The sequence below is a fragment of the Kitasatospora sp. NPDC059646 genome (genome assembly GCF_042734615.1).
GTDB lineage: Bacteria > Actinomycetota > Actinomycetes > Streptomycetales > Streptomycetaceae > Kitasatospora.
In genome coordinates this window covers 1-24,538 of record NZ_JBHWDS010000067.1, presented here as the reverse complement: position 1 = coordinate 24,538, position 24,538 = coordinate 1, and the positions used below count along the sequence as shown (strand labels likewise).

General features: G+C 74.6%; 30 protein-coding genes. 18 read left to right on the top strand and 12 right to left on the bottom strand.

The features are described from left to right. The first annotated feature begins 136 nt into the window (after positions 1–136). From ACFV1L_RS32470 to ACFV1L_RS32460, 3 genes are all read left to right on the top strand, one after another. Positions 137–508: a YbjQ family protein gene (locus tag ACFV1L_RS32470; RefSeq protein ID WP_380372877.1), complete on the top strand. Its 372-nt coding sequence runs from the start codon at positions 137–139 to the stop codon at positions 506–508. 149 nt (positions 509–657) lie between these two features. After that, positions 658–1,551, top strand: a complete 894-nt coding sequence (locus ACFV1L_RS32465; protein WP_380372875.1) for a RimK family alpha-L-glutamate ligase — start codon at positions 658–660, stop codon at positions 1,549–1,551. After that, positions 1,548–2,666 (top strand): NAD(P)-binding domain-containing protein, encoded by a 1,119-nt coding sequence (locus tag ACFV1L_RS32460; protein WP_380372873.1) that lies wholly within the window; start codon positions 1,548–1,550, stop codon positions 2,664–2,666. Before ACFV1L_RS32465 ends, ACFV1L_RS32460 begins: the two co-directional genes overlap by 4 nt. A 6-nt stretch (positions 2,667–2,672) precedes the next feature. On the opposite strand, the gene paaE is transcribed toward ACFV1L_RS32460, so the two are convergent. The 6 genes from paaE to ACFV1L_RS32430 form a co-directional block, all read right to left on the bottom strand. Beyond that, positions 2,673–3,740 (bottom strand): 1,2-phenylacetyl-CoA epoxidase subunit PaaE, encoded by a 1,068-nt coding sequence (gene paaE / locus ACFV1L_RS32455; protein ID WP_380372870.1) that lies wholly within the window; start codon positions 3,738–3,740, stop codon positions 2,673–2,675. Continuing rightward, positions 3,740–4,240: a 1,2-phenylacetyl-CoA epoxidase subunit PaaD gene (gene paaD, locus ACFV1L_RS32450; RefSeq protein WP_380372868.1), complete on the bottom strand. Its 501-nt coding sequence runs from the start codon at positions 4,238–4,240 to the stop codon at positions 3,740–3,742. Before paaD ends, paaE begins: the two co-directional genes overlap by 1 nt. After that, on the bottom strand, positions 4,234–5,115 hold the full coding sequence (gene paaC / locus ACFV1L_RS32445) for a 1,2-phenylacetyl-CoA epoxidase subunit PaaC (protein ID WP_380372865.1): 882 nt from the start codon (positions 5,113–5,115) through the stop codon (positions 4,234–4,236). Before paaC ends, paaD begins: the two co-directional genes overlap by 7 nt. Before the next feature lie 32 nt (positions 5,116–5,147). Then, complete coding sequence (gene paaB / locus ACFV1L_RS32440; protein ID WP_033257582.1) at positions 5,148–5,441, bottom strand: 1,2-phenylacetyl-CoA epoxidase subunit PaaB; 294 nt, start codon at positions 5,439–5,441, stop codon at positions 5,148–5,150. Then, positions 5,438–6,421 carry a 1,2-phenylacetyl-CoA epoxidase subunit PaaA gene (paaA, locus tag ACFV1L_RS32435; RefSeq protein WP_380372862.1) on the bottom strand — a complete coding sequence of 328 codons (984 nt, stop codon included), beginning with the start codon at positions 6,419–6,421 and terminating at the stop codon, positions 5,438–5,440. Before paaA ends, paaB begins: the two co-directional genes overlap by 4 nt. A 227-nt stretch (positions 6,422–6,648) precedes the next feature. Further along, a complete protein-coding gene (locus tag ACFV1L_RS32430) occupies positions 6,649–7,893 on the bottom strand; it encodes a M20 family metallopeptidase (protein WP_380372860.1) in 1,245 nt (414 codons plus the stop codon). A 577-nt stretch (positions 7,894–8,470) separates the two neighbouring features. Here ACFV1L_RS32430 and ACFV1L_RS32425 point away from each other — a divergent pair. Further along, the gene (locus ACFV1L_RS32425; protein WP_380372858.1) at positions 8,471–9,415 is read left to right on the top strand and encodes an ADP-ribosylglycohydrolase family protein; all 945 of its coding nucleotides are present in this window, start codon (positions 8,471–8,473) and stop codon (positions 9,413–9,415) included. Between the two features lie 7 nt (positions 9,416–9,422). Here the strand turns inward: ACFV1L_RS32425 and ACFV1L_RS32420 are convergent, their stop codons facing one another. Then, positions 9,423–9,689 (bottom strand): GlsB/YeaQ/YmgE family stress response membrane protein, encoded by a 267-nt coding sequence (locus ACFV1L_RS32420; protein ID WP_380372855.1) that lies wholly within the window; start codon positions 9,687–9,689, stop codon positions 9,423–9,425. 138 nt (positions 9,690–9,827) lie between these two features. On the opposite strand from ACFV1L_RS32420, the gene ACFV1L_RS32415 reads away from it, so the two are divergent. Next, on the top strand, positions 9,828–10,358 hold the full coding sequence (locus ACFV1L_RS32415) for an NUDIX domain-containing protein (RefSeq protein WP_380372852.1): 531 nt from the start codon (positions 9,828–9,830) through the stop codon (positions 10,356–10,358). A gap of 7 nt (positions 10,359–10,365) precedes the next feature. On the opposite strand, the gene ACFV1L_RS32410 is transcribed toward ACFV1L_RS32415, so the two are convergent. The 4 genes from ACFV1L_RS32410 to ACFV1L_RS32395 form a co-directional block, all read right to left on the bottom strand. Further along, a complete protein-coding gene (locus tag ACFV1L_RS32410; protein WP_380372851.1) occupies positions 10,366–11,346 on the bottom strand; it encodes a terpene synthase family protein in 981 nt (326 codons plus the stop codon). 299 nt (positions 11,347–11,645) lie between these two features. Next, positions 11,646–11,903 carry a hypothetical protein gene (locus tag ACFV1L_RS32405; RefSeq protein WP_380372848.1) on the bottom strand — a complete coding sequence of 86 codons (258 nt, stop codon included), beginning with the start codon at positions 11,901–11,903 and terminating at the stop codon, positions 11,646–11,648. After that, positions 11,900–12,430 (bottom strand): RNA polymerase sigma factor, encoded by a 531-nt coding sequence (locus ACFV1L_RS32400; RefSeq protein ID WP_380372845.1) that lies wholly within the window; start codon positions 12,428–12,430, stop codon positions 11,900–11,902. The genes ACFV1L_RS32405 and ACFV1L_RS32400 overlap by 4 nt, the downstream gene beginning before the upstream one ends. Before the next feature lie 195 nt (positions 12,431–12,625). Further along, positions 12,626–12,994, bottom strand: coding sequence for a VOC family protein (locus ACFV1L_RS32395; protein WP_380372842.1), 369 nt, complete (start codon positions 12,992–12,994; stop codon positions 12,626–12,628). 112 nt (positions 12,995–13,106) lie between these two features. On the opposite strand from ACFV1L_RS32395, the gene ACFV1L_RS32390 reads away from it, so the two are divergent. Further along, a complete protein-coding gene (locus tag ACFV1L_RS32390) occupies positions 13,107–13,517 on the top strand; it encodes a DUF4440 domain-containing protein (protein ID WP_380372841.1) in 411 nt (136 codons plus the stop codon). A gap of 7 nt (positions 13,518–13,524) precedes the next feature. On the opposite strand, the gene ACFV1L_RS32385 is transcribed toward ACFV1L_RS32390, so the two are convergent. Then, the gene (locus tag ACFV1L_RS32385) at positions 13,525–14,040 is read right to left on the bottom strand and encodes a hypothetical protein (RefSeq protein ID WP_380372838.1); all 516 of its coding nucleotides are present in this window, start codon (positions 14,038–14,040) and stop codon (positions 13,525–13,527) included. A 129-nt stretch (positions 14,041–14,169) separates the two neighbouring features. On the opposite strand from ACFV1L_RS32385, the gene ACFV1L_RS32380 reads away from it, so the two are divergent. The 12 genes from ACFV1L_RS32380 to ACFV1L_RS32325 all read left to right on the top strand — a co-directional run bounded on the left by ACFV1L_RS32380 (position 14,170) and on the right by ACFV1L_RS32325 (position 24,489). After that, complete coding sequence (locus ACFV1L_RS32380) at positions 14,170–14,871, top strand: response regulator transcription factor (RefSeq protein ID WP_380372836.1); 702 nt, start codon at positions 14,170–14,172, stop codon at positions 14,869–14,871. Then, on the top strand, positions 14,868–16,373 hold the full coding sequence (locus ACFV1L_RS32375; protein WP_380372833.1) for a sensor histidine kinase: 1,506 nt from the start codon (positions 14,868–14,870) through the stop codon (positions 16,371–16,373). Before ACFV1L_RS32380 ends, ACFV1L_RS32375 begins: the two co-directional genes overlap by 4 nt. Before the next feature lie 58 nt (positions 16,374–16,431). After that, positions 16,432–16,740: a cupin domain-containing protein gene (locus ACFV1L_RS32370; protein ID WP_380372831.1), complete on the top strand. Its 309-nt coding sequence runs from the start codon at positions 16,432–16,434 to the stop codon at positions 16,738–16,740. Between the two features lie 96 nt (positions 16,741–16,836). Then, entirely contained in the window at positions 16,837–17,220 is a 384-nt protein-coding gene (locus ACFV1L_RS32365; RefSeq protein WP_380372829.1) for a hypothetical protein, read from the top strand. Continuing rightward, positions 17,217–17,417, top strand: a complete 201-nt coding sequence (locus tag ACFV1L_RS32360) for a hypothetical protein (RefSeq protein WP_380372826.1) — start codon at positions 17,217–17,219, stop codon at positions 17,415–17,417. Before ACFV1L_RS32365 ends, ACFV1L_RS32360 begins: the two co-directional genes overlap by 4 nt. A 448-nt stretch (positions 17,418–17,865) precedes the next feature. Continuing rightward, entirely contained in the window at positions 17,866–18,366 is a 501-nt protein-coding gene (locus tag ACFV1L_RS32355; RefSeq protein WP_380372823.1) for a cysteine dioxygenase, read from the top strand. Continuing rightward, positions 18,360–18,758: a rhodanese-like domain-containing protein gene (locus ACFV1L_RS32350; protein WP_380372821.1), complete on the top strand. Its 399-nt coding sequence runs from the start codon at positions 18,360–18,362 to the stop codon at positions 18,756–18,758. Before ACFV1L_RS32355 ends, ACFV1L_RS32350 begins: the two co-directional genes overlap by 7 nt. Positions 18,759–18,832: 74 nt before the next feature. Further along, entirely contained in the window at positions 18,833–19,876 is a 1,044-nt protein-coding gene (locus ACFV1L_RS32345) for an ABC transporter ATP-binding protein (RefSeq protein WP_380372819.1), read from the top strand. Next, complete coding sequence (locus tag ACFV1L_RS32340; protein WP_380372817.1) at positions 19,863–20,525, top strand: ABC transporter permease; 663 nt, start codon at positions 19,863–19,865, stop codon at positions 20,523–20,525. Before ACFV1L_RS32345 ends, ACFV1L_RS32340 begins: the two co-directional genes overlap by 14 nt. Further along, positions 20,522–21,235, top strand: coding sequence for an ABC transporter permease (locus ACFV1L_RS32335; RefSeq protein WP_380372814.1), 714 nt, complete (start codon positions 20,522–20,524; stop codon positions 21,233–21,235). The genes ACFV1L_RS32340 and ACFV1L_RS32335 overlap by 4 nt, the downstream gene beginning before the upstream one ends. After that, positions 21,232–22,146, top strand: a complete 915-nt coding sequence (locus tag ACFV1L_RS32330; protein WP_380372811.1) for an ABC transporter substrate-binding protein — start codon at positions 21,232–21,234, stop codon at positions 22,144–22,146. The genes ACFV1L_RS32335 and ACFV1L_RS32330 overlap by 4 nt, the downstream gene beginning before the upstream one ends. Before the next feature lie 294 nt (positions 22,147–22,440). After that, complete coding sequence (locus ACFV1L_RS32325; protein WP_380372809.1) at positions 22,441–24,489, top strand: glycosyl hydrolase family 18 protein; 2,049 nt, start codon at positions 22,441–22,443, stop codon at positions 24,487–24,489. Positions 24,490–24,538 lie beyond the last annotated feature (49 nt).

The following is a 24,538-nucleotide window of genomic DNA, read 5'->3' as shown; positions in this document are numbered from 1 at the left end:
GTTGACAAACCCGGGGTCCGGCGTCCAGCAGCTCTCGGAATCCGGCTGCCGGAGGGGCCTGCCGGGGTGGTGCGGAAAGCGATTTCCCGGCGTGCCGTGCTGGTGTTCGGGCCCGGCGGTGGCGGAAGGTGGGGCCATGAGTGAACTGAACGATTTCGGTGGCGGGCAGGACCCGGCCGGCGGTGTGCTGGTCGTCACCACCAACGACGTGCCGGGCTACCGGGTCGAGCGGGTGATCGGCGAGGTCTTCGGGCTGACGGTGCGTTCGCGGCACATCGGCTCGCAGATCGGCGCGGGCCTGAAGTCGCTGATGGGCGGCGAGTTGAAGGGCCTCACCAAGACCTTGGTGGAAACGCGGAACCAGGCGATGGAGCGGCTGGTCGAGCAGACCAAGGCGCGCGGCGGCAACGCGGTGCTGATGATGCGCTTCGACGTGACGGAGGCCGCCGACGTCGGCACCGAGGTGTGCGCGTACGGCACCGCGGCGGTCATCGCCCCGATCGGCTGAGAGTGATTGAGAGCGGCTGAGAGCGACTGAGCACCGCTTCGACCACGACACGATCACATTGTCCGACAGTCGGTAATTCCGGTTGACACTGCTCACGGGTGCGTAGAAGCCTCTGTCGCGGACCGTCCCGCGCACCGCCAGGAGCACCCGTGAGCACCCCTCTGCACTCCGTCCTCCCGACGCCCGGCCCCCGGGTCGCGTACGCCACCTGTCGGGGTGTGGAGGACGTGGAGATGCTTCCCGTGCTGGCCGCGTTCGCCCGGGCCGGGGTGAGCGCCGAGGCGGTGATCTGGGACGACCCGTCGGTCGACTGGAGCGCGTACCAGCTGGTGCTGATCCGCAGCGTCTGGGACTACATCCTGCACCGCGACGCTTTCCTCGCCTGGGCCCGCCGGACGGCCGCGCTGACCAGGCTGGCGAACCCGGTGCCGGTGCTGGAGCGCAACACCGACAAGACCTACCTGCGCGAGCTGGCCGAGGCCGGGGTGCCGATCGTGCCCACCGTCTGGGTCGCCCCGGGCGAGGAACTCGCCGGCGCCGACTGGCCGGAGCTGGTGGTCAAGCCCACCGTCTCCTCCGGCGCCCGGGACACCCTGCGCACCACCGACCGTGCCGAGGCGCTGGCCCACGTCGCCGCGCTCGGCGCGGCCGGCCGCACCGCGATGGTGCAGCCGTACCTGCCGATGGTGGAGGACGAGGGCGAGACCTCCCTGCTGTACCTGGACGGCGGGTTCAGCCACGCGGTGCGCCGCGGCCCGATGCTCGGCGGCGGCTTCGAGGACGTCGCCCGCGAGCCGGACGCCGACCAACTCGCGCTCGCCGAGCAGGTGCTGGCGGCGATCCCGCAGTGCGCGGAGCTGCTCTACGCCCGGGTCGACCTGGTCCGGCTGCCGGACGGCTCGCCCGTCCTGATCGAGCTGGAGCTCACCGAGCCCCGGCTGTTCCTGGGCCTGCGCCCCGGCGGCCCCGAGGCCCTGGTCGCCGCGGCCCTGCGCCTGCTGCCCGGGAACACCCGGCCGCGGGGCGATGTTTCACGGGCGTGACTGTTCAGGGTGCAACCATCGACGGCCCGGCCGCGCCCGGCCCCGGCCCGGCGCGCGAGGTGGACGCGCTGGTGATCGGCGCGGGCCAGGCCGGCCTGTCCGCCGCCTACCACCTGCACCGGCGCGGCTTCGCCCCGTACACCGGCTTCGTGGTGCTGGACGCGGACGACGCCCCGGGCGGCGCCTGGGCGCACCGCTCGCCGTCGCTCACCATGGCCACCGTGCACGGCTTCCACGACCTGCCGGACTTCGAACTCCCGGCCACCGACCCGGCCACCGAGGCCCGGGTCGCCGTGCCCGGCTACTTCGCGGCGTACGAGGCCCGGCACGCGCTGCCGGTGGTGCGGCCGGTGAAGGTGCTGGCGGTGCGCGACCGGCCGGACGGGCGGCTGCTGGTGGAGACCGACTCCGGCGCGTGGATCACCTGGGCGCTGCTGAACGCCACCGGCACCTGGACGCGGCCGTTCCTGCCGCGCTACCCCGGGCACTTCACGGGCCGTCAGCTGCACTACGCGGACTACCGGGGCCCGGCCGAGTTCGCCGGGCGGCGCGTCCTGGTGGTGGGCGGCGGGGCGTCGGCGGTCCAGGTGCTGTCCGAGGTCGGCGCGGTCGCCGAGACGGTGTGGGTGACGCGCACCCCGCCGGTGGTCCACCAGGGGCCGTTCACCCCGGAGTTCGGGCGCGAGGTGGTCGCCAAGGTGGAGGAGCGGGTCCGGGCGGGGCTGCCGGTGCGCAGCGTCGTCTCGGTGACCGGCCTCGGCCCGAGCGTCGCCTACCGCCGCGCCGAGGAGCTGGGCGTGCTGCACCGCCGCCCGATGTTCGACCGGCTGACCGAGCACGGAGTCGCCTGGGGCGACCAGGAGTTGGCGGTGGACGCGATCATCTGGGCGACGGGCTTCCGCGCCGAGCTGACGCACCTGGCGCCGCTCGGGCTGCGCGGCCCCGGCGGCGGCATCCGGATGGCCGGCACCCGGGTCGCCGACGATCCGCGCATCCACCTGCTCGGCTACGGCCCGTCGGCGTCCACGGTCGGCGCCAACCGGGCGGGCCGCGCAGCGGTCAACGAGATCGTCCACCTGCTGCGCGACCGGCAGCCGGAGCCGGCCGCCGTCTGACGGCGGTCAGCGGTCGTAGTCGACGGTGACCTGGTCGGAGACGGGGCGGGCCTGGCAGGTGAGGACGTAGCCGGCGGCCAGCTCCGACTCCTCCAGTGCGAAGTTGCGGCGCATCTCGACCTTGCCCTCGCACAGCAGCGCCCGGCAGGTGCCGCAGACACCGCCCTTGCAGGCGAACGGCAGGTCGGGGCGGGCCCGTTGGGCGCCGTCGAGGATCGAGCGGTCGCGCGGCAGGGCGAGGGTGCTGGAGCGGCCGTCCAGGACGAGCGTGACCTCGCTGGCGGCGGCGTCGGGGACGGGCTCCGGGTGCCGTTCCTCGGCGATCTCGTCCTCGGCGTGGAACAGCTCCTGGTGCACCCGCCCGGCGGGGACGCCGAGTTCGGCCAGCAGTTCCTTGGCGCCGGCCACCAGGCCCAGCGGCCCGCAGAGCCACCAGTGGTCGACCTCGGGGACGTCGACCAGCGCCTCCAGCAGCGCCTTCACCCGGTCGGGGTCGAGCCGGCCGCTGAGCAGTTCGGCGTCCCGGCTCTCCCGGGACAGCACGTGGACCAGCTGGAAGCGGCCCAGGTGACGGTCCTTCAGGTCGGCGAGCTCGTCGGCGAACATCACCGTGTCGCTGCGCCGGTTGCCGTACAGCAGGGTGACCCGCGCGTCGGGGTGGCCGGCCAGCACGGAGCCGGCGATGGACAGCATCGGGGTGATGCCGGAGCCCGCCGCGATCAGCACGTGCTCGCCGGGCTCGGTCGGGTCGGCGGTGAACGCGCCGCCGGGCGGCAGCACGTCGACCGTCTCGCCGACCGCGGCCTCGCCGACCAGCCAGTGCGAGAACAGCCCGCCGGGCACCTCGCGGACGGCGATCCGCAGCGGCCCGCCGACCGGCGAGCACAGCGAGTACGAGCGGCGCTCGTCCACGCCGTCGACGATCCGGCGCAGCGTCAGCGTCTGTCCGGGCTTGAAGGCGAACTCCTCGGCCAGCGCGGGCGGAACGTCGAAGGTCACCGCGACGGCGTCCTCGCAGAGCCGTTCCAGGTTGCCGATCGGCAGCGGGTGGAACTGCGGGCGGCGGACGGCCATCAGATCTCCTTGATCCGGTCGAAGGGTTCGCGGCAACTGCGGCACCGCCACAGGGACTTGCAGGCGGTGGAGCCGAACCGGGAGAGCTCCTCGGTGTCGGTGGAGCCGCACTGCGGGCAGTGCACGGCCAGCCGGGTCGGGCCCAGCGACAGCAGGCCGCCGGGCGCGGGACGGGCTCCCGGGGCGGGCGGGGCGATGCCCGCCTCGGCGAGCTTGCGGCGGCCGTCCGCGCTGATCCGGTCGCTGGACCACGGCGGGTCGATCCGCAGCCGCACCTCGACCTGGTCGAACCCGGCCGCGCGCAGCCGCCGGGCCACGTCGCCGGCCATCTCGGCGACCGCCGGGCAGCCGGAGTAGGTGGGGGTGATCCAGGCGGTGACCGTCCCGTCGCGCTCCTCGACGTCCGCGAGGATGCCGAGGTCGGCCAGGGTGAGCATGGGCAGTTCGGGGTCGGGCACCGCGGCCGCGACCTCCCGGGCCCGCTCGACGGTGCTCACCACGTCGCCCCCGGATGCGCCCTGGCCACCACCTGCAGTTCCGCGAGCAGCGGGCCGAGCGCCTCGGTGTGCACGCCGTGCCGCCCGGCGCGGCCGTTCACGTAGGCGCGCGGCGCTGCCTCCGGCACGGTCAGGGTGGCCTCGGCCAGCACCTCGGCCAGGCTCGCCAGGACGGTCCCGCGCAGCTCCGACGGGTCGGCGCCGAGCCGCAGCTCGGCCTCGTGCGGGGTGAACAGCTCGTCCAGCCACGGCCACAGGGCGTCCAGCGCGGCCTGCATCCGCTGCCGCGAGTGCTCCGTGCCGTCGCCGAGCCGCACCACCCAGGAGTGCGCGTACTCCCGGTGGTACGCCAGCTCCTTGACGCCGAGCGCCGCGACGGCGGCCAGCACCGGGTCGGCGTGGCCGGACAGCCGCCGGTACAGCTCCTCTCGGGCGGTGGCGAACATCAGCAGCCGGGCCACGCACTGCGCGAAGTCGCCGTTCTCCAGCTCCACCAGGCGCACGTTCCGGTACTCGAAGTCCTCGCGCCAGTAGGCGAGTTCGTCCTCGGTGCGGCCGGTGCCGTCGAGCTGGCCGGCCCGGGTGAGCAGCCGCCGGGCCTGCCCGAGCAGGTCGAGTCCGAGGTTGGCGAGCGCGACCTCCTCCTCCAGCTCCGGTGCCCGGGTGATCCATTGGATCAGCCGCTGGGACAGCACCAGCGCGTCGTCGCCCAGCATCAGGCAGTACGCCGCGAGGTCCGCCGGGTCGACGCCCTCCGGCGGCGCGGCGTCCACGCCCAGCAGCGGATCGGCGAACCCCGTGCCGTAGGCCCAGCGGGCCTCGCCGTCCGGCTCACCCGCCGCGTCGGCCAGTGAGAGGTACACGTGGTCGTCGGTCATGTCGCCTTCCCTGCTGAATGAGTGACTGAGCGTCAGATGTGCGGAACGTCCTCGGGGATCGGGTAGAACGTCGGGTGCCGGTACACCTTGTCCCCGCTGGGCGCGAAGAACGGGTCCTGCTCGTCCGGGCTGGACGCGGTGATCGCGTCCGAGCGGACCACCCACAGGCTCACCCCCTCGTTGCGCCGGGTGTACAGGTCCCTGGCCGCGAGCAGCGCCATCCGGTCGTCGGCCGCGTGCAGCGATCCGACGTGCACGTGGTTCAGCCCGCGCCGGGGCCGCACGAACACCTCGTACAGCGGCCAGGACGCCCGCTCCCCGCTCATTCCGCACTTCCCTTCCGTCGCCCGTGCTTGGCCGCGTACGCCGACGCCGCCTCGCGCACCCAGGCACCGTCCTCGTGGGCGGCGCGCCGCCGTTCGATCCGCTGCGCGTTGCACGGCCCCTGGCCCTTGATCACCTGCGTCAGCTCCGACCAGTCCGGCTCGCCGAAGTCCCAGCTGCCGCGCTCCTCGTTCCAGGCGAGCGCCGGGTCCGGCAGCGTCACCCCGAGGATCCGGGCCTGCGGGACCGTCATGTCCACGAAGCGCTGGCGGAGTTCGTCGTTGCTGTGCCGCTTGATGCGCCACGCCATCGACCGCTCGCTGTTCGGCGAGGCGCCGTCCGGCGGGCCGAACATCATCAGCGACGGCCACCACCAGCGGTCCACCGCGTCCTGCACCATGCGGCGCTGCCCGTCCGTGCCGGCCATCAGCGTCATCAGCAGCTCGTAGCCCTGCCGCTGGTGGAAGGACTCCTCCTTGCAGATCCGCACCATCGCCCGGGCGTACGGCCCGTAGCTGCACCGGCACAGCGGCACCTGGTTGCAGATCGCCGCGCCGTCCACCAGCCAGCCGATCACGCCGACGTCGGCGAAGGTCAGCGTCGGGTAGTTGAAGATCGACGAGTACTTCTGCCGCCCGTCGATCAGCTTCTCGGTCAGCTCGGCCCGGTCCACCCCGAGGGTCTCCGCCGCCGCGTACAGGTACAGCCCGTGCCCGGCCTCGTCCTGCGCCTTCGCCAGCAGGATCGCCTTCCGCCGCAGCGACGGCGCCCGGGTCAGCCAGTTGCCCTCCGGCTGCATCCCGATGATCTCCGAGTGGGCATGCTGCGCGATCTGCCGCACCAGCGTCGCCCGGTACGCGTCCGGCATCCAGTCCCGGGGCTCCACCCGCTGCTCGTTGGCGACCACCGCCTCGAACCGCGACTGCGCTTCCGCGCTCGCCTCCACCACCCACCTCCCGACTGACCGTTCGGTCGGTTCCATTCTGTACACAGGAGGGGGCCGAATACAAGAACACAGCAGGCGCACCCGCGGAGGGCGCACGGCCGGGGGCGCGGGGACCTGCGCGAGCGGCCGGACGCCCGTCCGCGGGGTCGCGGTCACGTGCGAGTCACCGCCGTGCGCAGCGATCCCGCGGGCGGGTGCCGTCCGCTTCGCGCAGGTCCCCCGCGTCCCTGTTCCCGCGCCCGCCGGCGTTCGGGGACCGCGCGTCAGCGCAGCCGCGGCAGCGGCACCGCCAGCAGCGCCGCCAGCAGGGCGATCCGCGGCCCCAACTGGTCGATCCGCACGTGCTCGTGCCGCGCGTGCGGCCCGCCGCCCACCGCGCCGAGGCCGTCGAGCGTCGGCAGCCCCCGCGCGCCGGCGAGGTTCGTGTCCCCCGCCCCGCCCGCGGGCGCGCCGTCGACGACCTGGCCGAGCGCCGCGGCGAGCGAGCGGACGTGCCGCAGCAGCGGATTCGCGGTGCGTTCGGGCCAGGCCGGCCGGGAGGACAGCACCTCGGTGCGGACGTTCGCGCCGGGCCGGTTCGCGGTCAGGCGGGCGAGCGTGTCGAGGGTGCGGCGCTGGGCCTCGGTGGTGGAGAAGCGCAGCCCGATCTCGGCTTCGGCGCGGCCCGCGACGACGTTCGCGCGGGTGCCGCCTTCGATGCGTCCGGCGTTGAGTTCGGTGCCGGGCTGTCCGGTGAGATCGCGGACGGCGATCAGCTGGTCGACGAGTTCGTCGATCGCGGAGACGCCCTGTGCGGCGTCGTTCCCGGCGTGCGCCTCGCGTCCGGTGACGGTGAGCCGGACCCGGGTGGAGCCGCGGCGGGCGGTCTTCAGGCGGCCGTCGGGGTGGGCGGGTTCGAGTCCGAGGACGGCGGCCGCGCCGCGCAGGTGCTGTTCGACCAGACGGCGGCCGTCCGGGCTGCCGATCTCCTCGTCGGAGACGACGACCATCCGCACGGGTCGGTGCGGGCGCTGGCCGAGGTCGGCGAGGAGCGCGAACGCGCCTTCCAGCAGGGCGAGTCCGCCCTTCATGTCGAGGATGCCGGGGCCGGTGAGGCACCCGTCCTGTTCCTCGACGGGCCAGTCGGTGAGGGTGCCGACGGGCCAGACGGTGTCGTGGTGGCCGACCACCAGCAGGTGCGGCAGGTCCTCGTGCCGTCCGGGCCAGTTGAGGACCAGGTGGTCGCCGTGGTCGCAGCTCTCGCGGGTCGCGGTGGCGCCGGTGGCGGTGTAGCCGGCGGCGATGTCCTCGGCGAGGGTGTTCAATCGGGGCGCGTCGCCGGACGGGGTCTCGATCCGGGCGAGGTCCGCGCAGCGCTTGCGGACGGCGGCGGTGAGGGTGCGGGCCCGACTGGTCAGGGTGCGGGGCAGGCCCGGCAGTGCGGCGGTGGCCAACACCGGTGCGGTGGCGGGTGGTTCTCCGGCGGTGGCCGGGGCGGCGGGCGGGGCGGGTTGCGGCTCGGGGGCCACGGTATGGGGACTCACTGTGCACCCCCGGTGGGGCGCGGAGCACTGGGAGGTATCGCCGGGACGGGCGTCGCGGGAATCTGCTGCGACCTCGGGCTCGGTCGTGGCGTCCGGTGCGACCTGGGGCTGGGCAACACGGTGTCCTCCTCGCTCGGTCCGCGACCCCGGCTCGGCCCGGGGTCCGGGGACGTCGGTCTCCGTTCCTCGGTGCGGCAAGCACGTTGGCAGGGACCGAGAGGCGAGCCTATGAGATCCGTTCGTCTCCCTGCGAGGTGGCCTGTCCGCTCGACCCGTCGGATCCGGTCCGGGTTCGGGCACGGGCCCCGGGCCTGGCGCGGCGGGCGGGACGCGGACTTCCGAGCGCGTCCGTCTTCACCTTGAACCCGCGAGGGCGAATCGGCAGCGCGAATCGCCCACGATCGAGCGAACCCCGTTCCGGGGGGACGACACCGGACCAGCCTGTGGCACCCGTCCGGAGCTCGCCCGCGACCGTCCGCCCGCGCCGGTCCGAAATCGGTTCGACGGGCCGCCCGCCGGCTCGCCAGAATCGGCGGCATCCACCGTTCCCCGAGGAGTCGCCGTGTTCCCCGTCCCGCCGCCCGCCCTCGACAGCCTGCACGGCCTGGCGCTGGGCGATTCCTTCGGGGATCGCTGGTTCCACCCCCCGGTGGACGAGGCGTCGGCGGACGTCGCGGCCCGGCTGGTCCGGCCGGGGCCGTGGCACTGGACCGACGACACCGCGATGGCGCTCGTCCTGGCGCGGCACCTGCGTGTCCGCGGCGAGGTCGAACCGGCTTCGCTGGCGCGGGAGTTCGCCGCCGAGTACGCGGCGGCGCCGCACCGCAAGTACGGGCCGTCGATGCACCGGGTGATGCGCGCGGTGCACGCGGGCGAGGACCATCTCGCCGTCACCCGGGCGCTGTTCGGCGGGCAGGGCTCGCACGGCAACGGGGCGGCGATGCGGGTCGCACCGCTGGGGGCGTGGTTCGCGGACGACCTGGCGGTCGTCGTCGAGCAGGCCGCCCGTTCGGCGACGGCGACGCACGCGCACCCGGAGGCCGCGGCCGGGGCGTGCGCGGTGGCGCTGGCGGCGGCGCTGGCCGTCCGCTCGCGCGGCGGGGCGGCGGCGCCCCGGGCGGAGTTCCTGCGGGAGGTGGCCGGGCTGCTGCCGGAGTCCGAGGTCCGTTCCGGGCTGCGGATCGCCGCCGCGCTCCCGGCGGGGACGAGCGTCCGGCATGCCGCGGTGGTGCTCGGCTCGGGGTTCCAGGTCTCGGCGCAGGACACCGTCCCGTTCGCGCTCTGGTCCGCCGCCGGGCACCCGGACGACCTCCCCGAGGCGCTCTGGCAGACCCTCACGGGCTGGGGCGACATGGACACCACCTGCGCGATCGCCGGCGGCGTGGTCGCGGCCCGCACCGGCCTGACGGGCGTCCCGGCCGGCTGGTCGGCCGCGCAGGAGCCGCTGCCCGCGCTCCGAGGCGGGACGACGGATGCCCCGGCCGCGCGGGCCGGGGCATCGGAGTGACGGGGGGTCAGTCGCGCGACCTGCCGAACAGCAGGCGATAGACGATCAGCAGCGCGAGCGCGCCCGCGATCGCGGAGATCCAGGTCGGCAGGTCGAAGAAGTGCACGGTGATGGACTTGTGCAGGATCTTCGAGGACAGCCACCCGCCGATGAACGAGCCGGCGATGCCGATCAGTGTGGTGATGACGATGCCGCCCGGGTCCTTGCCGGGAAGCAGCAGCTTGGCGACGGCTCCGGCGAGGAGCCCGAGGATGATCCAACTGACAATGCCCATGCCGCTCTCCTGCCCTGCGCCACGAGGGCCAACCCCGTCGTGCTCTCCCTGATCAGGACGCCCGGCGGGGACCGTCCGGTTCCGGCCGCCACCCGACGCCTTCCTGCGGTAGCGTCCGGGGCCGGAGGGGGTGCCGGGATGAAGTGGACCGTGCACGGCGAGCGTCCGGTGTACCGGGACCCGTGGCTGAACGTGTGGGTCGCGGACGTCGAACTGCCGGACGGGCAGCGGTTCGAGCACCATGTGGTGAAGCTGCGCCGCCTGGCGGTCGCGGCGGTGGTGAACGACCGCCGCGAGGTGCTGATGCTGTGGCGGCACCGGTTCATCACCGACACCTGGGCGTGGGAGCTGCCGATGGGCCTGGTCGAGCCCGGCGAGGACCCGGCGGCCGCGGCGGCCCGGGAGGCGCTGGAGGAGACCGGTTGGCGGGTCTCGGACGTCCGTCCGCTGATCTACGCGCAGCCGGCCGCGGGCATCACCGACGCCGAGCACTTCGTGTTCCGCGCCGAGCCGGTGGAGTTCACCGGGCCGCCGACCGAGCGGAACGAGTCCGACCGGATCGCCTGGGTCCCGTTCGCGGAGCTGCGCGGCCTGGCGGCCCGGCGCGAGATGGTCAGCAGCGCGACGCTGGTGGGCGTGCTCGCGCTGCTGCTCGACGAGGCGGCCTGACGGCGGGTCAGCGGTCGGCCGTCCAGTGGATCAGCGCGTGCGCGTAGCGGACCAGTCCGCGGGCGTGGCGGCGGACGGGGGTGGGCCAGTGGGAGCCGCGGGCGATGCCGTCGGCGAGGAACTCCAGGGTGGTGAGTTCGGCGGCGCACAGCTCGGCGACCCTGGCGGCGGCGGTGCGCGGCGGCAGTCCGCGGTGGACCTCCAGGGCGCGCACCAGGGTCCGGCCGGAGGAGGCGGCGGTCCGGCCCGCTCCGAGGTCGTCGATCCAGCGGACCAGGTGCCGAAAGCGCGTCAGCAGGTCGGTGAGCTGCGGGTGGCGGTGCAGGCGGTCGGGCAGGTCGAGGCCGTGGGCGAGTTCCACCCAGCCGGCCGCGCAGCGTGCCGCGCCGTCGCGCTCCCGGTGGGTCAGGTACTGCGGGACGGTCGGGACGGTGCCGTCGGCGCTCAGCCGGGCGAGCGAGCTGTCCAGGTGGGCGCGGAAGTCGGCGTCGCAGCGGACCGCCCAGTCGGGGCCGGTGAGCGCCGCGCCGTCGCGGCGGAGCGCTGCGAACGCCCGCACCAGCGCGGCCCCGTGGCCCGGGGCGGCCGTGGGCGTGCCGCCGGCGAACAGCGCGTGCAGCGCGCCGATGGTGTGCCGGGCCGCGCCGGTCGGGTCGCCCGGCCGGCGGTCCTCGACGTGGTCGTCGAGGATCCCGGCCAGCAGCAGCCACTTGGCGGCGGTCCGCAGGCCGGGCCCGGCGGGGACGTCGCCCCAGCAGCGGGCGGCGAGTTCGAGGTGGCCCCGGTCGAGGAACCGCGCGGTGCCGGCCGCGTCCAGGACGCCGGTGCCGGCCAGCCAGTGGGTGAGCTCGGCGCGCAGCGCGTCGGCGTGCGGGTGCGGCGGCGGGGCGGGGGTGCGGGCGAGCAGCTCGGACAGCGGTCCCCCGGACGGGAGTTGCCCGGTGGAGCGGAGCTGCGCGGTGGCTGGGCCGGTGGCGGCTGGGCTCATGACGGCTGGCTCCTCCGCCGCTCGGGGGCGATCGACGTGACGAGTCTGGTGGACGTCCGCGCGCGGACGGTGCAGAACCGGCGGCCGTTCCCCCGCCCGGCCGATCCGCTCCGATGGTCCGATCATGGGCCCGGCTCCACCTGTCCAGGAGCCGGGCCGCTCGGATCACAGCCGTCGCCCCACCACCGCCCCTCCCCCGTCAACTCCCGCTCCGGGCCCGTGCCGGACGCGGCCCCGGCCCGTGCCGGACTCGCACCGGACGCGGCCGGGGCCCGCTCGGGCGGGCACCGCCCGCCGCTTCAGGCCCGCTTGAGCGTGCACTGCCCGTCCTCGCACTCGCGCCGCAGCCGCCCCCGGGAGAGGGTCTGGGCCAGCCCGATCGCCCAGCACATCGGGCAGCCGCGCAGGGCGACCAGTCCGAGCGGCGCCAGCAGCAGGGAGGCCGGTCCGGTCAGCGGCCACAGGGCGAACGCGGCGGCGATCGCGCCGAAGCCGAGGGCGCCGCGCAGCAGATGACGCGTCAGGGTGGGGCTGGCGAAGTCCTGCTGTCCGCTCATCGCGGACCCCCGAGTTCGGCCCGGACGGCGGCCCGGGCCCGGTGCAGCCGGGACTTCATCGCGGCGGTGCTCAGCCCGAGCGCCTCCGCGACCGCCCGGCCGCCCAGGCCCTGCAGGTCGCGCATGATCAGCACTCGCCGCTGGTCGGCGGGCAGCGCCGCGATCGCCGCCGCGACCCGCTCGGTGTCGAGCCGGCGCAGCGCCTCCTGTTCGGCGGAGTCGGCCGGCTCGGCGGGCGCCGGCGGCGCGGCGGGCACGGCGCGGACCCGCCGCAGGCACTCGTTGCGAACGATCCGGAACAGCCAGGAGGCGAGCGCGCCGGTGGCCCGGAGCATGCCGATCCGCCGGTACAGGATGATCAGCGCCTCCTGGGCCGCGTCCTCCGCGTCCTCGGGCGTGGCGCACAGCGAGTGGGCGAACCGCCGCACCTTCGGGTGGGCGCCCGCCACCAGGGCGTCGATCGAGTCCGGGTCGCCGCAGCGGGCCGCGGCGATCACCTCCTCGGCGGGCCAGGCCGTCTCAACCACGCTTGCCCCGCTTCGACTTGAGCACGAACGTGCAGGTGCAGATCAGCACCGCGCCGGCGCCGAGGGCAATGGCCAGCACCATGGGGTCTCCTCCGAGCTGTTCCGTCCGGCGGCCGTCCGCCGGTGTGTGCCCGTAAGAGGGGACGGCGGCCGAAAAGGATTCGGGCCGCCCGGAGAAGCCCGGGGCGGGGATGCTCAGGCCTCGCGCTCGGCCTTGCTGCGCTCGACGCAGAACTCGTTCCCCTCGATGTCGGCGAGCACGACCCAGCCGGTGCCGTCCTCCCTGCGCCGGTCGTCCACCAGCACCGCGCCGATGCCGAGCAGCCGGGTGACCTCCTCGTCGCGGGTGCGGTCCTGCGGCTGCAGGTCGAAGTGCAGGCGGTTCTTGCCGGTCTTCGCCTCCGGCACCGTCACGAACAGCAGGCCGGCGCCCTCGATCAGCGCCTCCGGGTCGCCCGGGTGGTCGTCCTCGTGCAGGGGCTGGCCGAGCGCCTCCGCCCAGAACGATCCGAGCGCGTAGGCGTCGAGGCTGTCGATGGTCACGTGGCGAATCAGAGAGCTCATGCGACGGATTCTCACGGCCGCGCCCGGCGTCCGCAACGAGTTTCCCGAGCTCCGCCGATCCGCCGGCTCCTGCCGCCCCGCGCCCGCTCAGTGCAATGTTACTGTTCGGGCCATGTCGCACTCCACCGTGAAAGCCGAACTCGACCGTCTCACCGCCGAGTTCTTCGCCGCCTTCGACAACCGCGACGGCCGCCGGGCCGACGTCGACCGCCTCCGCCGGCTGATGCTCCCCGGCGGCGTCATCGTGGTGACGGGTCCGCGCTACCTCGCCCACACCGTCGAGGAGTTCGTCGCACCCCGCGAACTGCTGCTCTCCGACGGCCGGTTGACCGACTTCCACGAGTGGGAGACCAGCGAGCACACCGACATCGCCGACGGCATCGCCTGCCGCATCGGCGAGTACCGCAAGTCCGGCGTCCTCGACGGCGAGCCCTACGAGGGCACCGGCACCAAGACCTTCCAGTTCGTCCGCACCCCGGACGGCTGGCGCATCTCGGCCTTCGCCTGGCACGACCGGGCGTGACGGCCGGTCAGGCGGGGATCCGGGCCAGCAGTTCGCGTGCGGCCCGGGTCAGGTGCGCGGAGACGTCGGACGGGTAGTCCGGCCCGCCGGGGTCCTGGAGGGCCCGCACCGCGTCCACCACGGGGGCCAGCTCCTCGGACGCGCCGTAGGCCTCGGCGACGTTCTCGATGACGAGTTCGGCGCCGTCCCAGGGGTCGAGCCAGCCGCCGACCACCTCGGCGGCGTACCAGCGGGCCAGCGCCAGGCGGCCCTGCCAGTAGTCCTCGGGCGGGTGGAAACCGAAGCCGAGTTCGTCCATCACCTGCCGGAACAGCTCCGGGACCTGGTCCAGTTCGGCCCGCAGGAGCCCGGCGAGGAGCGGCAGCGCCGGCGTGTCGACACCGGCGGCCACGGCCCGGGCGGCGGCCTCGACCAACCGGGCCGGGTCGCCGTACTGGCCGTCGATCCACCCGTGGGCGAGCTCCCGCAGCTCCCGCACCGCCGCCTCGCCGTCCGCTCCGGGGGCTCCCGCCGTCGTCGTCATGGCCGCATCCTGCCCTGCGCCGGCCGCCGGGGGCCAGCGGAGGCCGGACGCGGGGAGCCGGCTCTCATCTCGCTGTGCCACAGTCGTCCCCGCGCGACAGGGCGGACGAGGAGAGCCGGAGGTGGCCGGGTGGCCGGGCGGGTGCTGGTGGTGGACGACGACGCGGCGATCCGGCGGAGCCTGTCGCGGGGGCTGCGGCTGAGCGGCTTCGCCGTCGCCGTCGCGGCGGACGGGCCGGAGGCGCTCGCAGCCGTCGCCGACACTCCGCCGGACGTGCTCGTGCTCGATGTCGGACTGCCGGGCCTCGCCGGCACCGAGGTGTGCCGGGCACTGCGCGACCGGGGCGACGACACTCCGGTGCTGATGCTGTCCGCGTTGGACGAACTCGCCGACCGGGTGGCGGGATTGCAGGCAGGCGCGGACGACTACCTGGTGAAGCCGTTCGCACTGGAGGAGCTGGTGCTGCGCCTGCACGCCCTGTTGCGCCGCCGGCCGCCGCAGCCGTCCGACCTGCTGCGGGCGGGGCCGTTGCGGATCAATCCGGAGACCCGGCAGGCGTTCTGGGCGGACGAGGAACTCCGGCTGACCCGACGGGAGTTCGAGCTGCTCACCCAGTTCGCCCGCAATCCGGGCATCGTGCTCTCCCGGGAACTGCTGCTGGACCGGGTCTGGGGCTACGACTTCGAGGTGCGCAGCGACGCCGTCGACACCTTCGTCTCCTACCTGCGCCGCAAGCTGGAGGCGTCCGGCCGGCCCCGGCTGATCCACACCGTGCGCGGCGTCGGCTTCGTCCTCCGCTCCCCCGACGGCGCGGCGGGTGAGGGACGGTGAAGCTCTCGACCCGGATCGCGCTGGGCGCCGCCCTGCTGGTGCCGCTGCTGGTCGCGGCGGCCGCCGCCCTGCTCCTCCCGCTCGTCGACACGGATCTGCACCGCCGCCAGGACGCCCGGCTCAACGACCGCGCCGCCGCGCTGCTGCCCGCTTCCCGGGCGCTGCTGACGGCCGACACCAAGGGCCGGCCGAAGGCCGAGCAGAACCAGCAGCGCAAGGTCCTCGACGCGGCGCTGGACGCCGGCGTCCGCGTCGCGGCGGCGGACGGCACCGTCCTGCTGTCGGCGGGCTCACAACCGGACGATGCCCAACTGCCGTCGGGCGACGGCATGGTGACGGTCCGCCGGAACGGTGCCGCCTGGCGGGTCCTGACGGTGGAGCTGACCGGCGGCGGGGCCACCGGCACACTGTGGGTGCTCTCCCCGGCGGACGCGCCGGCCGACGAACTGCGGGCGGTGCGGCGGCGGGTACTGCTGGTCGCGCTGCTCTCGGCGCCGCTCTCGGGGCTGATCGCCTTCGCGCTCGCCGAGCGCGCGACCCTGCCGCTGCGCCGACTGGGCCGCCGGGCGGCGGCGCTGGACCCGCGCACCGGCCACGCGGTGTTCGCGCACACCCGCACGGGCACCGCCGAGGTGGACGAACTCTCGGGCGCGATCGCGCTGTTGCTGTCTCGCTACGACGAGCAGGCGGCCCGCACCGCCCAGGCGCTGGACACGGCGCGCTCGTTCTCCTCCGCGGCCTCGCACGAGCTGCGCACCCCGCTGATGAGCCTGCGCACCAACCTGGACGTGCTGTCGGCGCACCCGGACCTGCCGGAGGAGGAACGCGCGGAGGTCCTGGCCGAGTTGCAGCAGGACCACGCCCGTGCGGTCGATCTGCTGGGCGCCCTGTCGATGCTGGCCCGGGGCGACCTGGTCGAGGTGTCCGCGTTCGGTCCGGTGGAACTGGCGGAGCTGGTGGACGCCGCCGTCGCGGAGGCCGCCCGGCGCCGCCCGGAGGCCGTCTTCCGGCACGAACTCCCGCCCGGCGCCGTCGTGTTCGGCTGGGACGCGGGCCTGCGCATCATGCTCGACAACCTGCTGGCCAACGCGGCCGTGCACGGCGGGACGGCCGGCCGTCCCGCCGAGGTGGACGTCCGGCTGCGGGTCGACGGCGGCACCGCCCGCCTCACCGTCGACGACCGCGGCCCGGGCATCCCGCCCGCCGAACGGGCGGCCGTCTTCCACCGCTTCCACCGCCGCCCGGACAGTCCCGGCTCCGGCCTGGGCCTCACCCTGGTCGCCCAACAGGCCGCCCTGCACCGGGGTTCCGCCATCGCCACGGCCCGCCCGGACGGCCCGGGCTGCCGCCTGGAGATCCGCCTCCCGCTGCTCCACGACGGCACCAGTCGCCAACTCCCCGCCCCGCGGACCTGGCTGACGGCCCCGCAGCCGCCCGACCGGGACGCTTCCGCCGACGGATTTTGCCGAACGGTCGACCAACCCGGCCCCGATCCGGCGTAGCGTCGGCGCATCCACCGACCGCCACCGGGCCGAACGACGGCCCGCGAGGAGTGCTGCCATGACACCGATCGACCTGGCCGAGACCGCCGACGCCCTTCCGCAGGCCTGGAGTTCGCTCCCCCTCGGCCTGCCCGGCCCGGCCGCACTGAAGGTGCTGCGGATGGACGGCCGCCCGCTGCCGCCGGAGCGCCACGACGCCCCGGAGGCGCTGCTGGTGCTGGACGGGGTGCTGCGCCTGGTCGCGGGCGGCGTCCCGGTCGAGGTGCGGGCCGGGCAGCTGTTCGTGGTCGGCGCGGGCGTCGAGCACTCCGTCGCCCCGGGCAGCCTGGGCACCCTGGTCCTGTTCGAGGCGGCCGCCGCGGGCTGAGCTCCCGTCCCACAGGGTTTCCACAAGAAGCGCCCGTACGGTCCGTTCGGGGCCGGGCAGCAGTCCGGCCCGGTACCGAGCGGGAAGGGGAGAGTCATGCGGATCAACCGGACGGTCGCCGCGGCGGGGGTGCTCGCACTGGCGGGGGCGCTGCTGGCGGCGGGGCCCGCGGAGGCGGCCGGCGGGGCGCCGAAGGGCGACGGGGCGAAGGCGATCTGCAAGCGGCTGCCGAAGACCCAGGAGCGGATCGACAAGGCGCTGAACCGGCTGCACGGGGACGCGACCGAGAGCGGCTCGATCGCGCGGCTGGAGCAGCGGGTGGACAACGCGCACAAGGCCGGCCACGCGGAGATCGAGAAGTACCTGAACGACCGGCTGACGGTCCGCCGGGGCCTGGTGCCGACCCTGGAGGCGCGCAAGGCGGACCTGAAGGCGGTCGCGGACTGGTGCGCGAAGAGCGCCCCGGCGGCGGCCAAGTGACCCGCCGCCCGGCCGCCGCGGCCGCTGCCCTGGCGGCGCTCGCGCTGGCCTCGGCGGCCCTGCTGACGGCCTGCGGGCCGGCCTCCGGGTCCGGCGGGGCTCCGGACGACGCGCAGGTCCAGCAGATGCAGCAGAAGGTGGACGCGGCGGACAGCGCCGCCGCCCAGGCCGACGACAACGCCGGCCAGGACAACTGAACCGCCCTCCGGAACTCCGGCGGCCCGTGCTCTCCCCGGAGCGCGGGCCGTCGGCCTTCCCGAGCGCGGCTTCCCGAGCAGCGAGACGCGATCGTCCACCAGGTGAACGGTGGCGTGGCGGAACTTGACGCGCCGCCACCGGGTCGTGAAGCATCGGCGGCATGAATCCCGGCACCTTCCTGGTCTGCCGCCTGCACGTCGACCTGCGACGCCAGGCGAGCGACATGTGTGCCTGTTGACGCTCTCCGCCTGACCCGCGCACGCTCCCGGTGAGTCTCCCCGGGCCCTTCGCGCGGACCTCCCGCCGCACCCCCGCACCGCCCGTCCGGCGGCGCGCCCCCTCGTCGTCCCGTCCGCCCCGCCGGGGCCGGTCGCCTGCCGCCGCCCGCCGCTTGCCGGCCGGTGCGGCGCTCGGCGACGGCCGCCCCGGCACTCCCGGAGGAGCCCCATGCCCACCGTCCCGGCCGAACCCGTCCTCGACGCCCCGACCCGCCCGCCGCTGTCGCCGAACGCGCTGCGCCGGATCGTCCGCGATCTCGCCGAGCGGCCCGACCGGTGGCTGCACCGGGTCCGGCTGTCCGCCGGGGACCGCTGGTACGAACGGCTGGAGCTGGCAGCGGACTACGAGGTGTGGCTGATCAGCTGGCTGCCGGGTCAGTCCACCGGGTTCCACGACCACGGCGGCTCGCGCGGGGCGTTCACGGTGGCGCTGGGCGAGCTGGAGGAGCTGGCGCTGGCGGGACCGGAGCACGGGCTGACGGTGCGTCGGCTGCCGTCCGGCAGCGAGCGGGCGTTCGGGCCGCAGTACCTGCACGACGTGCGCAACACCTCGCCGGGCCCGGCGGTGACGCTGCACGCGTACTCGCCGCCGCTGAACGAGATGTCCCGCTACGAGCTGCGGGCCGGCGGCCTGGTGCGGACCGCGACGGAAGGGCCGGAGCAGTGGTGACGACGGTGGACCAGCTGGTGGCGCGGGCCCGGGCGGGGGTCGACCGGCCGGGGCCGGAGCAGGCCCGGGCGGCGGTGGCGGCCGGGGCCCGACTGGTGGACATCCGCCCGGCGGCGCAGCGCGCCCGGGAGGGTGAGATCCCGGGGGCGCTGGTGATCGAACGGAACGTGCTGGAGTGGCGGCTCGATCCGACGGGCAGTCACCGGATCGCCGAGGCGACCGGGTACGACGTGCACTGGATCGTGGTCTGCTCGGAGGGCTACGCGTCGTCCCTCGCGGCCGCGTCCCTGCGGGAGTTGGGGCTGTTCCGGGCGACGGACCTGGACGGCGGGTTCGTGGCGTGGGCCGCCGCCGGGCTGCCCACCCGTTCGGTGGATCAAGGTTTGCGGTGAGACCGGGGCGGGAAGCCGGACAGACGTATTCAGATCAGTGTTCGAAAATTTGCTCGTCCAGCGCTAGGACTTCCGTGATCAGATTCGAGGGCGCCGCCAAGCGCCACCCCGACGGCACGGTTGCCGTCCGAGGCCTGGACCTCGACGTGCCCGCGGGCCGGACGACGGTGCTGGTCGGCCCGTCCGGGTGCGGCAAGACCACCATCCTGCGGATGGTGAACCGGATGGTGGTGCCGACCGGCGGCCGGGTGCTGCTGGACGGCACGGACGTCGCCCGGCTGCCGGCGGCGCAGCTGCGGCGCGGCATCGGGTACGTCATCCAGCAGGCCGGGCTGTTCCCGCACCGCCGGGTGATCGACAACGTGGCGACGGTGCCGCGCCTGCTGGGCTGGGACCGCAAGCGCGCCCGGGCCCGGGCGGCGGAGCTGCTGGAGCTGGTCGGCCTGCCGCCGGAGACCGCCCGCCGCTATCCGGCGCAGCTCTCCGGCGGCCAGCAGCAACGGGTGGGCGTGGCGCGGGCGTTGGCGGCCGATCCGCCGGTGCTGCTGATGGACGAGCCGTTCAGCGCGGTCGACCCGCTGGTGCGCGCCGGCCTGCAGGAGGAACTGCTGCGGCTCCAGGCCGAGCTGGGCAAGACGGTGCTGTTCGTGACGCACGACATCGAGGAGGCGGTGCGGCTCGGCGACCGGGTGGTGGTGCTGCGCGAACACGGCGAGATCGCCCAGCTCGCCGATCCGCACACCCTGTTGACCGCCCCGGCGGACGCGGGCGTGGCCGCCTTCCTGGGCCGCGACCGGGGCCTGCGCGGCCTGGGCCTGCGCCCGGCCGCCGACGTCCCGCTCGCCAAGCTCGAACCGGCCTACGAGGACTGGAAGTTGACGCTGGACCAGGACGGCCGCCCGGAGCACTGGCTGCGCGACGGCCGGCGCCACCCGGTGCCGGTGTTCGCCCCGGCCCGGGACACCCTGCGCGCGGCGCTGGACGCGGCGGTGCTCGCGCCGTCCGGGCACGCGGTGGCGGTGGACGCGGACGGCCGGGCGATCGGCACCGCGAGCCGGGCCGCCGTGGTGGCGGCGCTGGCCGGCGACGGGGCGCAGGTGAACCATGCTGGACGGTGAGCCGCTGGTCCGCTGGCACTGGCTGGGCGACCACCTGGGCTACCTGGCCGGCCTGACGGGCGATCACGCGGTGATCGCGCTGGTCCCGGTGCTGATCGGCCTGCTGCTGGCGGTGCCGCTGGGCCTGGCCTGCACGCGCTTCCCGCGGCTGTACCAGCCGGTGGCGGTGGTGTTCAACGTGGTGTACGCGCTGCCGTCGCTGGCGGTGTTCGTGGTGCTGATCCCGTACACCGGCCTGGCCACCCGGGAGACCGTGATGGTGCCGCTGACCTGCTACGCGCTGGCGGTGCTGCTGCCGACCACGGTGGACGGGCTGCGGGCGGTGCCGGAGCCGGTGCGGCAGGCGGCCACCGCGATGGGCTACGGGCCGTGGCACCGGCTGGCGGCGGTCGAACTCCCGGCTGCGGTGCCGTACCTGATCGCGGGTCTTCGGGTGGCGGCGGTGTCGTCGATCTCGCTGGCGGCGGTCGGCGCGCTGGTCGGCCGCGGCGGGCTCGGCTACCTGTTCGTGGACGGCTTCCAGCGGACCTTCCCGACCCCGATCCTGGCCGGCATCGTGCTGGTGGCGCTGCTGGCGCTGGTCTGCGACCTGCTGCTGGTGGCGGCCCGCCGGCTGCTCGCGCCGTGGGCGACGGGGGTGGCGCGGTGAACTGGCTCGGCTGGCTGAACACCTTCTTCACCGACCCGGCGCACCGGTCCGGGCCGGACTCGATCCTGAACCGGGTGCTGGAGCACCTGGCGTTCTCCGCCACGGCGCTGGCGCTGGCGGTGCTGCTCGCGGTGCCGCTGGGCCTGCTGATCGGCTACACCGGGCGCGGCCTGTTCCTGGTGACCGCGCTGACCGGCGTCGCCCGGGCGCTGCCCACCCTCGGCCTGGTCACCCTGGCCGTGCTGCTCGCCGGGGTCGGCGACACGGCGGTGCTGCTGCCGCTGACGGCGCTGGCCGCGCCGTCGCTGCTGGTGGCCGCCGCGGAGGGCGTCCGCGGCACCGACCCGGACGTCCGGGACGCCGCCCGCGGCATCGGCCTGACGCACCCCCAGACGCTGTTCCAGGTGTGCGTGCCCGCCGCGCTGCCGACCCTGCTCGCGGGCGCCCGCACCGCGGCCGTCCAGGTGATCGCCACCGCCACGGTCGCCGCGTACGTGGGCCTCGGCGGTCTCGGCCGGTACGTCATCGACGGCCTGGCCACCCGCGACTTCCCGACCACCGTCGGCGGCGCGCTCCTCGTGGTGCTGCTCGCGGTGGCCGTCCAACTGCTGTTCGCCCTGCTCATCCGGTACGCGTCGCCCCGTGCGGCGCGCACCGTCCCCATTGACGAACCCGCGGGCTCCCCCGCACTGTCGAAGGACTCCATATGACGACCCGTCCGGTCCGAACCGCCGTCGCCGCCGCCGTGCTGATGCTCGGCGCGGCGGCCTGCTCCTCCTCCGGCGGGGGCGACCCGCTGGCCGCGAAGACCACTGCCGGGGCGGCAGGTTCCGGGAAGACCGTGGTGGTCGGCTCGGCGAACTTCCCGGAGAACGTGCTGCTGGCGTCGATCTACTCGCAGGCGTTGCAGGCCAAGGGCGTGAAGGTGGAGGAGAAGTTCAACATCGGCAGCCGGGAGGTGCTGTACGCGCAGTTGCAGTCCGGGGCGCTGACGGTGCTGCCGGAGTACAACGGCGCGCTGCTCGGGTACCTGGACGCCAAGTCGACGGCGACCGGCAAGGACGCGGTCAACGCCGAGCTGGCGGCGAAGCTGCCGGCCGGCCTCGGCATCCTGGACTCGGCGGCGGCCGAGGACAAGGACTCGCTCACGGTCACCCAGGACACCGCCGACCGGCTCGGCCTGAAGTCGATCGCCGACCTCGCCGGCAAGTCGCAGGACCTGGTGGTGGGCGGCCCGCCGGAGTTCAAGTCGCGGCGCGAGCAGCAGTTCAAGGACGTGTACGGGCTGACCTTCAAGGAGTGGAAGCCGACCGCCGACACCACCGCCAACGCGCTCAAGGACGGCACCGTCCAGGTCGGCAACGTGTTCACCACCGACCCGAAGATCGTCCAGCTGAAGCTGGTGTCGCTGGGCGACCCGAAGAACCTGTTCAGCTCGCAGAACGTCACCCCGCTGGTCAACCGGGCCGGGCTGGACGCCACCGGGACGGCCGCGCTGAACGCCGTCTCCGCGAAGCTCGACACCGCCGGGCTGACGGCGCTGATGAAGCGCGTCGCGGTGGACAAGGAGGACCCCTCGGCGGTCGCCAAGGAGTGGCTGAAGAGCAACGCGCTGAACTGACCCCGGCGCTCCCGCGCCGCCCGTCGGCCCCGCACCCGGTCCTCCGGGGGCGGGGCCGACGGCATGTCAGGACGCCTGGTGGGACGGACAGTTGCGAGTCTTGACAGATCAGTGGTCCAGACCAACCATGGGAGCGTTGTTTTTCCCGACCGGAACGCATCGTGGGGGTGTGACCACCGGCCGGGGCTGTCGTAACGCCCCGCACCACCCCGGCACTCCCTGTACCAGGCCGATCCCCTGCCCCGTGCCCGCTGAGCGGCACGCGGGCGTCCACCCATGCCTGATGGAGCCTCGATGCGCCTTCACCGACCACTCCAAGCGCTGCTCGCCACGGGCGCGATGGCGGCCGCCTCGCTGGGGCTGATCTCCGCCCCCGCACAGGCCGCCACCCCGCTGCCCCAGCGCGTCTTCGCCCCGTACTTCGAGTCCTGGACGGGCGAGAGCCCGGCCGCGCTGTCCGCCCAGTCCGGCGCCAAGCACCTCACCATGGCCTTCCTGCAGGCCGCCACCAAGGGCAGCTGCACCGCGCTGTGGAACGGCGACACCTCGATGCCGGTGTCCAACTCGGTCTTCGGCGCCGACATCGCCACCATCCGCGCCAACGGCGGCGACGTGATCCCGTCCTTCGGCGGCTACACCGCCGACAACACGGGCACCGAGATCGCCGACTCGTGCACCGACGTCAACCAGATCGCCGCGCAGTTCGAGAACGTCATCACCACCTACGACGTCTCCCGGATCGACCTGGACATCGAGGACAACTCGCTGACCAACACCGCCGGCATCGACCGCCGCAACAAGGCGATCAAGATCGTCCAGGACTGGGCGGCCGCCAACGGCCGCAACATACAGTTCAGTTACACCCTGCCGACCACCACCGGCGGCCTGGCCTCCAGCGGCCTCGCGGTGCTGAAGAACGCCGTCACCAACAACGCGCGCATCGACGTCGTCAACCTGATGACGTTCGACTACTACGACAACCAGCCGCACGACATGGCCGCGGACACCCAGACCGCCGCGCAGGGCCTCTACAACCAGCTGGCGAAGCTGTACCCGACCAAGACCGCCGCCCAGCTGTGGGGCATGGTCGGCATCATCGAGATGCCCGGCATCGACGACTTCGGCGCCGCCGAGACCTTCACCGTCGCCAACGCCACCGCGGTCTACAACTGGGCCGTCTCCAAGGGCATCAACACGCTGTCCTTCTGGGCGCTGCAGCGCGACAACGGCAACTGCCCCGGCACCGGCGCCCGCGACGACTGCTCGGGCATCGCGCAGAACAAGTGGGACTTCAGCCACATCTTCTCGCAGTTCACCAGCACCACCGTCCCGGCGAACGACTTCTCGGTGTCGCTGAACCCGGCCAGCGGCTCGGTCACGGCCGGCGCGTCCGCGTCGACCACCGTCAACACCGCCGTCACCTCCGGCTCCGCGCAGACCGTCAACCTGTCGGTCGCCAGCACCCCGGTGGCCGGCCTGACCGTGTCGCTGAGCTCCTCCACGGTGACCGCCGGCGGCTCCGCCACCCTGAACGTCTCCACCACCTCCGCCGTGCCGAACGGCAGTTACCCGCTGACCGTGACCGGCACCGGCGCGAGCGGCTCGCACTCGGCGACCTACACCCTGACCGTCACCGGCGGCACCACCGCCTCCGACTTCTCGCTCTCGCTCTCCTCCGGCGCGGGCAGCGTGCAGGCCGGCTCCGCCACCAGCAGCACCGTCAACACGGCCGTCACCTCCGGCGCCGCCGCGACCGTCGGCCTGACCGTCTCCGGCGCACCGGCCGGCGTCACCGCCACCGTCAGCCCGGCCACCGTCACCGCCGGCGGCTCCGCCACGCTGAACGTCTCCACCACCGCGGCGACCGTCCCCGGCACCTACACCCTGACCGTCACCGGCACCGGCGCGGGCAAGACCCACACCGCGACCTACGCGCTGACCGTCACCGGCACCACCCCGGCCGGCGGCCTGGTCAACGGCGACTTCGAGACCGGCAGCCTCGGCCCGTGGACCTGCCAGAGCGGCGGCGCGGTCGTCGGCAGCCCCGTGCACGGCGGCTCCAAGGCCCTCCAGGTCGTCCCGACCGCCGGCACCACCGGCCAGTGCGAGCAGACCGTGACCCTCGCCCCGAACCACGCGTACACCCTGACCGCCTGGGTCCAGGGCCCGTACTCGTACGTCGGGGTCAGCGGCGGCGCCACCGCCTCGTCCTGGGCCAACGGCTCGTCCTGGACCAAGCTGACCGTCCCGTTCACCACGGGCGCCAGCGGCACCGTCACCGTCTACCTGCACGGCTGGTACGGCCAGGGCAGCGTCTACGGCGACGACTTCTCGATCGCCTGACCGCACCCCGGCGGAACGGCGAACGCCCGGCCGGTGGCAGGTGCCACCG